The 13344-nt window shown below is 66.8% G+C and carries 12 protein-coding genes; 6 read left to right on the top strand and 6 right to left on the bottom strand.

All coding sequences use genetic code 11. The features are described 5' to 3' along the window. Nucleotides 1–70: 70 nt before the first annotated feature. Nucleotides 71–1189, top strand: coding sequence for a glycine cleavage system aminomethyltransferase GcvT (gene gcvT, locus KEC55_RS31570; protein ID WP_282512516.1), 1119 nt, complete (start codon nucleotides 71–73; stop codon nucleotides 1187–1189). Between the two features lie 3 nt (nucleotides 1190–1192). Then, nucleotides 1193–2167, top strand: coding sequence for a lipoyl synthase (gene lipA / locus KEC55_RS31565; RefSeq protein ID WP_432626330.1), 975 nt, complete (start codon nucleotides 1193–1195; stop codon nucleotides 2165–2167). A 100-nt stretch (nucleotides 2168–2267) separates the two neighbouring features. Here the strand turns inward: lipA and KEC55_RS31560 are convergent, their stop codons facing one another. From KEC55_RS31560 to KEC55_RS31550, 3 genes are read right to left on the bottom strand one after another with little or no spacing between them, the layout of a single operon-like run. Beyond that, complete coding sequence (locus tag KEC55_RS31560; RefSeq protein WP_282512514.1) at nucleotides 2268–3458, bottom strand: acetyl-CoA C-acetyltransferase; 1191 nt, start codon at nucleotides 3456–3458, stop codon at nucleotides 2268–2270. Nucleotides 3459–3476: 18 nt separating this feature from the next. Continuing rightward, nucleotides 3477–4244 carry a 3-hydroxyacyl-CoA dehydrogenase gene (locus tag KEC55_RS31555; RefSeq protein WP_282512512.1) on the bottom strand — a complete coding sequence of 256 codons (768 nt, stop codon included), beginning with the start codon at nucleotides 4242–4244 and terminating at the stop codon, nucleotides 3477–3479. Between the two features lie 13 nt (nucleotides 4245–4257). Next, nucleotides 4258–5925: an acyl-CoA synthetase gene (locus KEC55_RS31550; RefSeq protein WP_282512510.1), complete on the bottom strand. Its 1668-nt coding sequence runs from the start codon at nucleotides 5923–5925 to the stop codon at nucleotides 4258–4260. 144 nt (nucleotides 5926–6069) lie between these two features. Between KEC55_RS31550 and KEC55_RS31545 the strand changes: the two genes are divergently transcribed. After that, a complete protein-coding gene (locus KEC55_RS31545) occupies nucleotides 6070–7074 on the top strand; it encodes an AraC family transcriptional regulator (RefSeq protein ID WP_282512508.1) in 1005 nt (334 codons plus the stop codon). Nucleotides 7075–7281: 207 nt separating this feature from the next. Here KEC55_RS31545 and KEC55_RS31540 read toward each other — a convergent pair whose 3' ends face one another. The 3 genes from KEC55_RS31540 to KEC55_RS31530 all read right to left on the bottom strand — a co-directional run bounded on the left by KEC55_RS31540 (nucleotide 7282) and on the right by KEC55_RS31530 (nucleotide 11916). Continuing rightward, complete coding sequence (locus KEC55_RS31540; RefSeq protein ID WP_282512507.1) at nucleotides 7282–8679, bottom strand: purine-cytosine permease family protein; 1398 nt, start codon at nucleotides 8677–8679, stop codon at nucleotides 7282–7284. Nucleotides 8680–8937: 258 nt separating this feature from the next. Beyond that, nucleotides 8938–10329: an aspartate aminotransferase family protein gene (locus tag KEC55_RS31535; protein WP_282512505.1), complete on the bottom strand. Its 1392-nt coding sequence runs from the start codon at nucleotides 10327–10329 to the stop codon at nucleotides 8938–8940. Between the two features lie 81 nt (nucleotides 10330–10410). Further along, the gene (locus KEC55_RS31530; RefSeq protein WP_282512503.1) at nucleotides 10411–11916 is read right to left on the bottom strand and encodes an aldehyde dehydrogenase; all 1506 of its coding nucleotides are present in this window, start codon (nucleotides 11914–11916) and stop codon (nucleotides 10411–10413) included. Between the two features lie 91 nt (nucleotides 11917–12007). Here KEC55_RS31530 and KEC55_RS31525 point away from each other — a divergent pair, with 91 nt between their 5' ends. From KEC55_RS31525 to KEC55_RS31515, 3 genes are all read left to right on the top strand, one after another. After that, nucleotides 12008–12283, top strand: coding sequence for a hypothetical protein (locus KEC55_RS31525; RefSeq protein ID WP_282512501.1), 276 nt, complete (start codon nucleotides 12008–12010; stop codon nucleotides 12281–12283). Further along, entirely contained in the window at nucleotides 12277–12876 is a 600-nt protein-coding gene (locus tag KEC55_RS31520) for a hypothetical protein (protein ID WP_282512499.1), read from the top strand. Before KEC55_RS31525 ends, KEC55_RS31520 begins: the two co-directional genes overlap by 7 nt. Before the next feature lie 65 nt (nucleotides 12877–12941). Then, on the top strand, nucleotides 12942–13313 hold the full coding sequence (locus tag KEC55_RS31515) for a nuclear transport factor 2 family protein (RefSeq protein WP_282512497.1): 372 nt from the start codon (nucleotides 12942–12944) through the stop codon (nucleotides 13311–13313). Nucleotides 13314–13344 lie beyond the last annotated feature (31 nt).

Genomic DNA, 13344 nt, shown 5'->3' with positions numbered 1-13344 from the left:
GGTCCACATCGTTCATCGCTGACGCAACGACGGCGTGAAACATTTGACATCCTAACTACATGGAATCACGATGACCCACCCGCTTTCCCGCACCGCACTCCATGACCTGCATCTCGAACTCGGCGCGAAGATGGTTCCGTTCGCCGGATACGAGATGCCCGTGCAGTATCCGCTCGGCATCCTGAAAGAGCATCTCCACACGCGCGACCATGCAGGCCTGTTCGACGTTTCGCACATGGGCCAGGTCATGCTGACGGGCGCGGACGCCGCCGCCGCGCTGGAAACGCTGGTGCCGATCGACGTGATCGACCTGCCGGTCGGCATGCAACGCTATGCGCTGTTCACGAACGAACAAGGCGGCATTCTCGACGACCTGATGATCACCCGCCTCGACGACGACGTGTTCTACGTGGTCGTCAACGCCGCGTGCAAGGCCCGCGACATCGCGCATCTGAAGGACCGGATCGGCCACCGCTGCGCGGTTGTCGAACTGGCCGACCGTGCGCTGCTGGCACTGCAAGGCCCGGTTGCCGCGGCGGTGCTGGGCCGCCTCGCGCCGCCGCTGGCCGGTTTGACCTTCATGCAGAGCATGCGCATCGAGTTAGCCGGCGCGGCATGCTACGTGAGTCGCTCCGGCTACACGGGTGAGGATGGCTACGAGATCTCGGTACCGGCCGATCGCGCGGACGCGCTGGCGCGTTTGCTGCTCGCCGATCCGGCAGTCGAGCCGATCGGCCTCGGCGCGCGCGACTCGCTGCGCCTCGAAGCCGGCTTGTGCCTGTATGGACACGACATCGACACCGGCACGACACCGATCGAAGGCGGGTTGCTGTGGGCCATCTCGAAGGTGCGCCGTCCGGGCGGCGCGCGTGCCGGCGGCTATCCGGGCGCCGATATCGTCGCAAGACAACTCGGCGAAGGCGTGCAAAGAAAGCGCGTCGGCTTCGTCGTGAAAGACAAGGTGCCCGTGCGCGAAGGCGCCGACATCACCGGGCCCGACGGCCGGTCGATCGGCACGGTGACGAGCGGCGGATTCGGTCCGACGCACGGCGGCCCGGTGGCAATCGGCTATGTCGCCGCCGAATGCGCGACGCCCGGCACGGCGCTGCATGCAATCGTCCGTGGCAGGCCGGTCGCGATCGAAGTCGCGAAAACCCCGTTCGTCCCCCAACGATACTATCGAGGCTGAGCCATGGCGCATCCGGAAACCCGCCCCGCGCCGATGGCCGCGGGAACCAAGTTGTCCGCCGCCGAAAAAATGGCGCGCATCCCCGTGAAGATCGTCGCCACCGAACCGGCCGGCATGCTGCGCAAGCCGGAGTGGATACGCGCGGCGTTCCCCGGCTCGCGCGAGGTGATCGCACTCAAGCAGGTGCTGCGCGAGCAGAAGCTGCATACGGTCTGCGAGGAAGCGAGTTGTCCGAACCTCGGCGAATGCTTCAGCCACGGAACGGCCACCTTCATGATCATGGGCGACATTTGCACGCGGCGCTGCCCGTTCTGCGATGTCGGGCATGGCCGACCGCTTCCGCTCGATCCGGACGAACCGGCGCGGCTCGCCGAAACGATCGCGGCGATGCGGCTCAAGTACGTCGTGATCACGTCGGTCGACCGCGACGACCTGCGCGACGGCGGCGCCGCACACTTCGCCGCATGCATCCGCGACGCGCGACGGGTCAGTCCGGCGCTCAGGATCGAAGCGCTGACGCCGGATTTTCGCGGGCGGCTCGACATCGCGCTGAACTCGCTCACGACGTCGCCGCCGGACGTGTTCAACCACAATCTGGAAACCGTGCCGCGCCTGTACCGCGAAGCGCGGCCGGGCGCCGACTATCAGCACTCGCTCCACGTGCTGCGGGCGTTCAAATCCGCGTTGCCGAACGTGTCGACCAAGTCCGGGCTGATGCTGGGCCTCGGTGAGCAGCTCGACGAAGTCGAACAGGTGATGCGCGACTTGCGCGCGCACGGCGTGGACATGCTGACGCTCGGCCAGTACCTGCAGCCGACCCGCCATCATCTGCCGGTGAAACGCTTCGTCACCCCGGCGGAATTTGCGCAGTTGCGCCAACGCGCGCTCGCGCTCGGGTTCAGTCAGGTCGCGTCGGGGCCGATGGTGCGTTCGTCCTATCACGCCGACCTGCAGGCGCGGGGCGAAACCGTCGAATGACGACGGTGGATCGGCACGCGGCCAGGGTACGCGTGCCGACGGCGACACAGGCGATCCGGCGTCCTGGCCGAATCGCCTGCGTACGCTTCGCAGGCGTTGGTTACGCGATGCGCTCGATCGCGATCGCCGTCGCCTCGCCGCCGCCGATACACAGCGATGCGACGCCGCGCTTCAGGCCGTACGTTTCGAGCGCGGCCAGCAAAGTCACCATCACGCGCGCACCCGATGCGCCGATCGGATGCCCGAGCGCGCACGCGCCGCCATGCACGTTGACCTTCTCGTGCGGCAGGTCGAGATCGCGCATCGCAGCCATCGGCACGACTGCGAACGCTTCGTTGATCTCGAACAGGTCGACGTCGCGCAGGTTCCAGCCGGTTTTCTCCGACAGCTTGCGCAGCGCGCCGATCGGCGCGGTCGCGAACAGGCCGGGCTTGTCCGCAAACGTCGAATGCCCGACGATCATGGCCTTCGGCGTGAGGCCGAGGCGCTCGGCTTCCGAGCGGCGCATCATCACGAGCGCGGCCGCACCGTCCGAGATCGACGACGCATTCGCGGCCGTCACCGTGCCACCTTCGCGGAACGCCGGCTTCAGCGTCGGGATCTTGTCGAGCTTCGCGTTGCCCGGCTGCTCGTCGATCGACACGACGCTTTCGGTCTTGCCGGCCTTCACGGTCACCGGCGCGATCTCCGACACGAAATGCCCTTCGGCAATCGCGCGCTGCGCACGCGTCAGCGACGCGATCGCGAACGCATCCTGCGCCTCGCGCGTGAACTGGTACGCCTGTGCGCAATCCTCGGCGAACGTGCCCATCAGGCGGCCTTTCTCGTACGCGTCTTCGAGCCCGTCGAGGAACATGTGGTCGAGCACCTGCCCGTGCCCCATGCGCATCCCCGCGCGCGCCTTCGGCAGCAGGTACGGCGCATTCGTCATGCTCTCCATCCCGCCCGCGACGGCCACCGCCGCCGAACCGGCGAGCAGCAGGTCATGCGCGAACATCGCGGCCTTCATCCCCGAACCGCACATCTTGTTGACCGTGGTCGCGCCCGCGCCGAGCGGCAGCCCGGCCTTCAGCGCGGCCTGTCGCGCCGGCGCCTGGCCCTGGCCGGCCGGCAACACGCAGCCGAACACGATTTCGTCGATGCGCTCGGCCGGCACGTTCGCGCGCTCGAGCGCCGCGCGAATCGCCACCGCGCCGAGGTCGCTCGCGCTGGCCGCCGCCAGGTCGCCCTGAAAACCACCCATCGGCGTACGCGCCGTGCCAACGATTACGATCGGATCCTGAGTCGTCATGATTCGCTTCCTCCAGTGTCAGCGCGGTGCCATGCGCAACGCGCCATCGAGACGGATGACTTCGCCGTTCAGCATCGTGTTCTCGGCGATGTGGCGCACCAGCGCCGCAAATTCTTCCGGGCGGCCGAGCCGCGGCGGGAACGGCACGCTCTTGCCGAGCGCATCCTGCACGTCCTGCGGCATGCCGGCCATCATCGGCGTCGCGAAGATGCCCGGCGCGACCGTCACGACGCGAATGCCGAAGCGCGCGAGTTCGCGCGCGATCGGCAGCGTCATGCCCACCACGCCGCTTTTCGATGCAGCATACGCCGCCTGCCCGATCTGCCCGTCGAACGCGGCGACCGATGCGGTGTTGACGATCACGCCGCGCTCACCTTCCGCATCGGCGTCCTGCTTCGACATCGCTTCGGCGGCCAGCCGGATCATGTTGAACGTGCCGACCAGATTGATCGACACAGCACGCGCGAAGCGCTCGAGCGAGTGCGGACCCTCGCGGCCGACGACCTTCTCGCCCGGCGCAACGCCCGCGCAGTTGACCAGCGCGTCGATGCGACCGAACGCATCGCGCGCGACGGCGACGGCCGCCAGCCCATCGGCTTCGCTCGTCACGTCGGTCTTCACGAAGCGTGCGGCCGCACCGAGTTCGTGCGCGAGGCTCGTGCCCGCATCGTCATTGACGTCCAGCAGCACGGCCTTGCCGCCCTGCTCGACGACCATGCGCGCCACCGCGGCGCCGAGGCCCGAACCGGCGCCCGTAATCAGAAAAACGCGATCCTTGATATTCATTCGCAGTCCGTATTCAGGGTTGAGCGGCCTTCTCGGCTTCCATCTTGCGCAGCACGAAGCGCTGGATCTTGCCGCTCGGGGTTTTCGGCAGCGCGTCGACGAAGTCGATCGCGCGCGGATATGCGTGAGCGGACAGCCGCCGCTTCACATGCAGGCTCAATTCCTCGGCCAGTTCCGGCGTGCCGTCGACGCCCTTCGACAGCACGACGAACGCCTTCACGATCTCCGTGCGCTCCGGATCGGGCACGCCGATCACCGCGGCTTCGCTGACGGCGGGATGCTCAATCAGCGCGCTTTCCACGTCGAACGGGCCGATCCGGTAGCCGGACGAGGTGATCACGTCGTCCGCGCGGCCGATGAAGCTCACGGTGCCGTCCGGCTCCAGCTCGACGTTGTCGCCGGTCCGGTAGTAGCCGCCCGCGATCGCCGGCGTGTCCTGTTGCCAGTAGCCGCGGAACCACAGCAGCGGCGAGCGCGCGATGTCGACCGCGAGGTTGCCCGGTTCACCGGGGCCAAGCTCGCGGCCCGCTTCGTCGAGCACCGCGACCCGGTAGCCCGGCATCGCGAAGCCGGCAGAACCGACATGCACCACGTGTGCGAGACCGTGATGGTTGTTCACGACCATCCCGAGCTCGGTCTGGCCGTAGTGATCGTAAATCGGCGCGCCGAGCGCCGCGTCGAACCAGCGCACGACCTCCGGATTCAGCGGTTCGCCCGCGCTGCTCACCACGCGCAGCTTGCCCTTCACGCGCGCCGCCGCTTCCGGCCCGGCCGCCATCAGCATCCGGTACGCGGTCGGCGAGCCGGCCAGGCTCGTGATGCCGAGCCGTTCGATCACGTCGTACGTGCTCTCGACCGTGAAGCTGCCTTCGTAGAGCGTCGTCGCATGACCGAGCACCAGCGGGCCCGTGATCGCGTAATACAGGCCGTACGCCCAGCCCGGATCGGCGATGTTCCAGAACCGGTCGCCTGCGCGCAGGTCGACCGCGTCGCGCGTGTACGCACCGAACGCGAGCAGCGCGTACAGCGGTACCGGGACGCCCTTCGGCAGGCCTGTCGTGCCCGATGTCGACATCATCATGAACAGGTCGGTGCCCTTGCGCAGCACGGGTTCGAACGTATCGGACTGCGCATCGAGCGCCGCGCGGAAATCGATGTCGTTCGCCGGCAGCGTCTCGCCTGCATCGCGCACCGTCGCGACCGGCGGGCAATCGGCGATCTCGTCGAGCTTCGCGCGATTCGCGACATTGGTCACGACGAGCCGCGCATCGCTCATGCGCAACCGGTGCTCGATCGCCTTCGGGCCGAACGCGGTGAACAGCGGCTGATAGACGGCGCCCGCGCGCCACGTGCCGAGGATCGTCGCGACCAGCTCCGGCGTGCGCGGCAGCAGGCCGGCCACGACGTCGCCCGGCTTCACGCCCTGCGCGACGAGCAGGTTCGCGACCCGGGCCGACAACGCCTGCATCTGCGCGAACGTGAAGCGGTGGTGCCGCCCGCCGAGGTCGATCCAGTCGAGTGCGACCGCGTCCGCCGTCGCGTGCCGGTCGCAGCATTCGACGCACGCGTTCAGGCCGCGTTCCAGGTCGCCGTGCAACTGCGCGGCGGCGGTCTCGATACTGAACCGGGCCACGGCGTCGGCGTAGGCCGGCACCGCCCGGGCGGTAGCTCCATCAGGCATGCGTGTCTCCTGTGCGTTATGGCCGCCGGCGAGCCAGGGGCGCGACGGGGGATATATCGATAGTAGACAGCCCGTACATTGCAATCAATGACAAACAGAATCTAGAATCGTGATCGTTTTTGCCATGTCGGGAGGATGCGGAAAATGGGGCCGCAGATGATTTCGCCGGATTTCGTCGACGACGCGCTCGCGAGCCTGCGCCGGCAACGCCTGCCGACGGAACCCGTGCTGCGCGCCGCCGGCCTGCCGGCCGCCGTGCGCGAGCCCGTCACGCCGCAACAGTACGGCCGGCTGTGGCTGGCAATCGCCGCCACGCTCGACGACGAATTCTTCGGTCTCGCCGCGCGCCCGATGCGGCAAGGCAGCTTCACGCTGCTGTGCCACGCGGTGCTGCACGCCGGCACGCTCGAGCAGGCACTGCGGCGTGCGCTACAGTTCCTGCGCGTGGTGCTCGACGAGCCGCGCGGCGAACTCGTCGTGGCCGACGGGCAGGCGCAGATCGTGCTGACGCAGTCGGGCGCGCCGTATCCGGCGTTCGCATACCGGACGTTCTGGCTGATCCTGCTCGGCGTCGCCTGCTGGCTGATCGGCCGACGCATTCCGCTGCAGCGCATCGATTTCGCGTGCCCGAGCCCCGGCCAGCGCAGCGACTATCACCAGTTCTTCGGCGTACCCGTGCATTTCGACCGGCCCGACAGCCGGCTCGCGTTCAACGCCGCGTATCTCGCGCTGCCGACGATCCGCTCGGCGCAGGCGCTGAAAACCTTCCTGCGCGGCGCGCCCGGCAACCTGCTGGTCCGCTACCGGCACGATACCGGCTGGGTCGCGAAAACGCGCGCGCACCTGAAAGCGCTACCGGCGGCCGAGTGGCCCGACTTCGATGCGCTGGCCGTTCGCCTCGGCACGACGCCGGCGACGCTGCGGCGGCGTCTGCGCAGCGAAGGGCAGAGCTTCGCGGCGATCAAGGACGAACTGCGCGGCGCGCTGGCCCAGTCGCTGTTGCGCGGGCACGCGCTCAGCGTCGCGGAGATCGCGACCGAACTCGGCTTCACCGAACCGAGCGCGTTCCATCGTGCGTTCCGCAAGTGGACGGGCACGAGCCCCGGCGCATTCCGGCGTGACGTGCATGCGGCGAAGGCGGAGCCTTGAAGCGAAGGCGGAGCCTTGAAGCGCAGGCGGATGACGCGCGACGCGTGCGAAAGTCGCGGGGAGCCCGTCCCGCGACGCCAATACGACGCGAACCTCCGCGAGATTCGCACCGGAAGGCTCGGCCATGACTTCGGGCTCGAAGCGCACCTGAAGCGCCTGCGGACATTCAACCCGTAACATCGCGCAGGCGCCGACGCCCCGACACACTCAGTCGACGCTCGCCGCGACACCCTGCAGCGGCCGCGAGAACAGCTTGCAACCCGCGTAGTAGACGAGCGACGTCAGCGACAGGCCGACGATCCATGACACGTCCGCCCCGCCGAGCCGGCTCGCCAGTTCGCCCGTATAGAGATCGGTCGCCATGAACGGCGCCTGCGCGACGATCCCGATGACGTACGACCCGACCGCGATCGTGTTGAAGCGCCCGTAGATGCCGCCGTCCTGACGGAAGAACGACGCGACGTCGTACTCGCCGTGACAGACGAGGTAGTAGTCGACGAGGTTGATCGCGGTCCACGGTACGAGCACGTACAGCAGCAGCAGGATGAAGTTCGTGTAGCCGGCGAGGAAATTGTCCTGCCCGAACAGCGCGATCGCGAGCGCGATGGCGCACAGGACGATCGCCGTGATCGCCCGCGCGCGCGCCTTGCCCGACCACGACGGAAAGAGCGTCTGCAGCACGGTGATGGCCGACAGCGCACCGCAATACAGCTCCATCGCGTTGCTCGCCGCGATGCCGAACGACAGCACGACGATCACGAGCACGCTGATCCCCTGCGTGAGGCCGGTCAGACCGCTCACGACGTTGCCGTCGGGCGTTGCCAGGCCGACCAGGCAGCCGAGCAGCATCGGAAAGAACGAGCCGAGCACGCAGCCCCAGTAGCTCGACCAGAATGCCGTACGCGGCCCCGTATCGGGCGGCAGGTAGCGCGAATAGTCCGACACGTACGGCGCGTACGCGATCTGCCACAGCGCGGCGACCGACATCGCGCCGAGGAAACCGGACAGGTTCAGCGAATGCTTCGAGAACGTATCGCCCGGCAACCCGTGCACGAAGATGATCCACACGAACGCGAGCACCAGCACGCTACCCGAGCACCAGCTCAGCAGCCGCGCATACGCGTGGATCAGCTTGTAGCCGTAGATCGATCCGAGCAGACTGATCAGGCCGATCACGACGACGCCGGCATCGAGCGGAATCGCGGCACTCAGGCTGTGCAGCGCCTGCCCGCCGAACACGCAGTTCGACGCGAAGAAGCCGACATACATCACGACGACCAGTGCGACCACGAGCAGCGCGCCGAACGACCCGAACTGCCCGCGTGTCTGGATCATCTGCGGCACGCCGAGCTGCGGCCCCTGCGCGGAATGCAGCGCCATGAAGACCGCGCCGATCAGGCTGCCGGTGAGCGTCGCGAGCGCGGCCCACCAGAACGGCTGCTTGAACACCGTCGTCGCAAGCGAGCCCGTGACGATCGTCAGCATCATGATGTTCGATCCGAACCAGATCGTGAACAGATCCTTCGCACTGCCATGCCGCTCGGTCAGCGGAATCGGCTGGATGGTGCTTTCCTCGAGATGAGCAATGGACTCGCCCTGACTCATTTCGTCTCCTTGTTGATGTCGTGATGTGTGTCGGTATGCGGACAGCAGGGTCACGCGGCCGCTCGGCCCCGATTGAAGCCTACGATCGTCATCCGGAATGCAATGTCATTTGCAATCCTAATTGATGCGCGGCCGCAAGCACGTCGTTTGATCGCCCGCTACCTTCGACGCCCGATTCTCGGCGCCACGGTTACCCGCTTCGGAGCGAAACGCGCTTCCGCCAGCCAGTCGCCGGACGAAAGCGCGTCGCCTGACCGGTCAGCAGTCGATCCCGAGCACTTCGCGCGCGGTCGCATCCACCGCCTTGCGCATCGTGCCGACCAGTTCGTCGATTTGCGCATGATCGATCACCAGCGGGGGCGCCACGATCAGGCGGCCGTTGGTCGAACGCACGATCGCACCGAGCTCGAAACCGACCGTCCGGCTGTGCCAGGTCAGGTCGGCCTCGTTCGCGAAGCGCTCGCGCGTCGCCTTGTTCTTCGCGAACTGGATCGCGCCGACCGCGCCTACGCCCTGGATCTCGCCGACGAGCGGATGGCCGTCGAACGCATCGCGCAGCGCCTTCTGCAGGTACGGTCCCGTATCCGTCTTCGTCCGCTCGACGAGGCCCTCGCGCTCGAGCACGTCGAGGTTCGCCAGTGCAACGGCGGCCGCGACCGGGTGCCCCGAATACGTCAGCCCGTGCGCATAGACGCCGCCCTTGTCGACCAGCGCTTCGCCGACGCGCCGGCTCATGATCAGGCCGCCCATCGGCACATAGCCCGAGGTCAGCCCCTTTGCCATGCAGATCAGGTCGGGCTCGAAGCCGAAGTGGCGATGCGCGAACCACTCGCCGGTACGGCCGAAGCCGCCGATCACTTCGTCCGCGCAGAGCAGCACGTCGTACTGGCGGCAGATGCGTTCGATTTCCTGCCAGTAGCCGTCCGGCGGGAAAATCATCCCGCCCGCGCCCTGGAACGGTTCCGCGACGAATGCGGCGACGCGGTCCGCGCCGATCTCGAGGATCTTGCGCTCGAGCGACAGCGCCGCTTGCTTGCCGAACGCCTCGGGGCTCAGGTCGCCGCCGTTCGCGTACCAGTATGGTTCGTCGACGTGCGTGATGTTCGGAATCGGCAGGTCGCCCATTTCATGCATGAACGCCATCCCGCCCAGCGACGCACTGCCGACCGTCGAGCCGTGATAGCCGTTCACGCGGCCGATCAGCACCTTCTTCTCCGGCTTGCCCATCACGTCCCAGAAGCGCCGCACCGTGCGGATCAGCACCTCATTCGATTCGGAACCCGAATTGGTATACACCACGTGGCTGAAGCGATTGCCAAGCAGCGCGAACAGCCGCTCCGACAGTTCGATCACCGACGGGTGCGTCGTGTGAAAGAACATGTTGTAGTAGGACAGTTCCTTCATCTGCCGCGCGGCGGCGTCGACCAGCTCCGGCCGGCCGTAGCCGACGTTGGTGCACCACAGCCCGGACATGCCGTCCAGATAGCGGTTGCCGTCGTTATCCCATAGATATACACCTTCGCCGCGCACCATCACGCGCGCGCCTTCCTCGTTCAGTGCCTTCTGGTCGACGAATGCATGCAGGTGGTGCGCGGCGTCGCTGCGTTGATAGTCCTGCGTCGTGCGATGCGGAAAGTTGGGCGCATTCATGGGCAAGTCTCCGGTTCGTTGTATGGATAAAAAATGGGGTTGTGCAGCCCGGCGCGGCCGCTGGCGGCCCGCCGGGTCGAATCAGTAGCTGATCCAGGTCGTCTTCAGGCCCGTGTACTTGTCGATCGCGTGCAAGGACAGATCGCGGCCGAAGCCCGACTGGCGGAACCCGCCGAACGGCGTCTGCGCACTCAGTGCATCGACCGTGTTGACGGACACCGTCCCGGCCTTCAGCCGGCCCGCTACGCGATGCGCACGCGACAGGCTGCCGGTCCACACCGACGCGGCAAGACCGTAGATCGAGTCGTTCGCGAGCCGCACGGCCTCGTCCTCGGTGTCGAACGCTATCACCGACAGCACCGGTCCGAAGATCTCCTCGCGCGCGATCGCATCGTCAGGCTTCACGTCGATGAAGATCGTCGGTTCGATGAAGTAGCCCTTGCCGTCGACACGCGGCGCACCGCCGCCGATCGCGAGCGTTGCGCTGTCGCGGCCGCGCGCGATCCACTCGCGCACGCGCCGATGCTGCTGCTCGTCGACGATCGCACCCATCCCGCTCGACGGATCGAGCGGATCGCCAGGCATGAACGCGGCCGCATGCGAGATCAGCCGGTCGACGAACGCGTCGTGGATCGAGCGCTGGACCAGCAGCCGCGAGTTCGCGGAACACACTTCGCCCTGGTTGAAGAAGATGCCGAAGCACGCCTTGCGAGCGGCGAGGTCGAGATCGTCCGTATCGTCGAACACGAGGTTCGGGCTCTTGCCGCCGCATTCGAGCCATACCTGCTTCATGTTCGACTGCGCGGCATACTCGAGGAATTTCTTGCCGATAGCCGTCGATCCCGTGAACGCGAGTACGTCGACATCGGGATGCAACCCGAGCGCGCGCCCCGCGGTCTCGCCATAACCGGGCACGACGTTCAGCACGCCGGGAGGCAGGCCGGCCTCGAGCGCCAGCTCCGCGAGACGCAGCGCGGACAGCGGCGACTGTTCCGCCGGCTTCAGCACCACGCTGTTGCCGGCCGCGAGTGCCGGCGCCACCTTCCACGCGACCATGTCGAGCGGGAAATTCCACGGCACGACCGCGCCGACCACACCCAGCGGTTCACGCGTGACGACCGCGAGGTTGCCGGGGTCGGTCGACGCGACTTCGCCATGCAGCTTGTCGACGGCTTCGCCGTACCAGCTGAACAGGCCGCCGGCGGCCGGCACGTCGATGCTGAACGCGTCCGCGACTCGCTTGCCCATGTTGAGCGAGTCGAGCAGCGCGAGTTCTTCGCCATGCGCCGCGATGAGTTCGCCGAGCCGGCACAGCACGCGCTTGCGCTCGGCCGGTGCGCAGCGCGACCAGACGCCGGATTCGAACGCGTGGCGCGCCGCGCGCACGGCATCGTCGACATCCGGTGCGTCGCACGACGCGACCTCCGCGATGACGGCCTCGGTCGCCGGATTCATCGCGGCGAACGTCCGGCCGCTGCGCGCCGGCACGCTGCGGCCGTCGATATGCGCAAGCGTTCTCGGGATGACCTGCGCCGCGAGACGTCTCCAGTCCGCGTGCTGATGGTTTTCTGCTGAAGTTGGGTTCATTCAAGACTCCGTTGTGACGACCCGGCGCTTGTGTGTTGCGCTCCGCCTGGATTCGACCCGACGACCGACGTTGGCAGCCACGACCTTGGCCATGACCGCCGGGCATCGCAGCAGTCGTCCGGTTGGCAAACTGTCGGTCATCAAAAAGAGATTTGAAAGAACAGTTTTTCTTCTCATTGAAGAGGTTATTTCTATTCATTCGACCGTCGTACAGTGGGTTTTCCTGCCGCTTCACGATCCCGGTGCCGTTTGTTTTGGGGTTGGATTTCTTCGGCGTTCCGGAGCACAAGCGCCAGCACGACATTGCGCCGCGATTCGTCCGACCACATACTGGTCGGCCAGTCCGAGCGAGGTGCGTCGATGGTGAGTGTCGATCAGGGTGCCGCATCGATCTTTGGCGTGATCGGCACGGCCGTGTCCTTGCTGGCGGCGATTCCGTACGCGCTCGCGATCTACCGACGCACCGTGCGCCCGCATCTGTTCACGTGGCTCGTCTGGTCGGTCGTCACGGCGATCGCGGCGGCCGGCCAGTTCGTTTCAGGTGCGGGGCCGTCCGCGTGGTGCACGGCGGCGATTGCCGTCACGTGCTTTCTGACGCTGGTGGCAAGTATCTTTCGCGGCGAACGCGGCTGGACCGGCCTCGACTGGGTTTTTCTGGGCGCGGCGCTGTCGGCCATTCCGCTGTGGATGCTCACCGACGACCCGACGATCTCGATCTGCCTGGTCACGCTGATCGAGCTGGCCGGCCTCGGCCCGACCGTGCGCAAGACGATCCGCGATCCGTGGAGCGAGAGCCTCGCCTATTTCGCACTGTGCGTGCTCAAGTACGCGCTGGCGTTACTGGCACTGAGCACGTGGAGTGTCGCGGTCGCGTTTTATCCGGTCGTCAACGTCATCGCGTCGATCGGCATCTGCGCGGTGATGCTGGTGCGACGTCAGGCGCTGTCGAATGCGCGGTAGCCTTCGTCCGCCGTCGCCACTGCGTGCGCAGTCTCAACCCTTCAAGGATGAAGCGAGGATCCGACATGGATGCAATCCGTACCGTTATCGAACCTTTTGAAACTGCGTTATGCGCGGCGATGCAGGTCAACGATGTCGACGCGCTCGATGCGCTGCTGGACGACCAGTTGGTATTTACCGTCCCGACCGGCCAGGTCATCTCGAAGGAGGACGATCTGGCCGCGCATCGCGCAAAGCTTCTGCGCCTGGAGAAGCTCGACGTCCACGAAATGCGCGCATGCGCGATCGACGAGCTGATTCTGACGACGACGCAAGCGACCCTCGCCGGCCATTTCGACGGCGTGGCGTTCGGCGGCACGTTTGCCTATACGCGCCTCTGGCGCCGCTCGGGCACTGGCTGGAGAATCGTCGCCGGGCATGCTTCGCAGGTCATGTAGGCAACGCCCGATTCCGGCTGTCCGGGCATTC

The organism is Burkholderia cepacia (genome assembly GCF_029962485.1).
In the GTDB taxonomy this organism is placed as follows: Bacteria; Pseudomonadota; Gammaproteobacteria; order Burkholderiales; family Burkholderiaceae; genus Burkholderia.
This window is presented reverse-complemented; position numbering and strand designations above follow the sequence as displayed.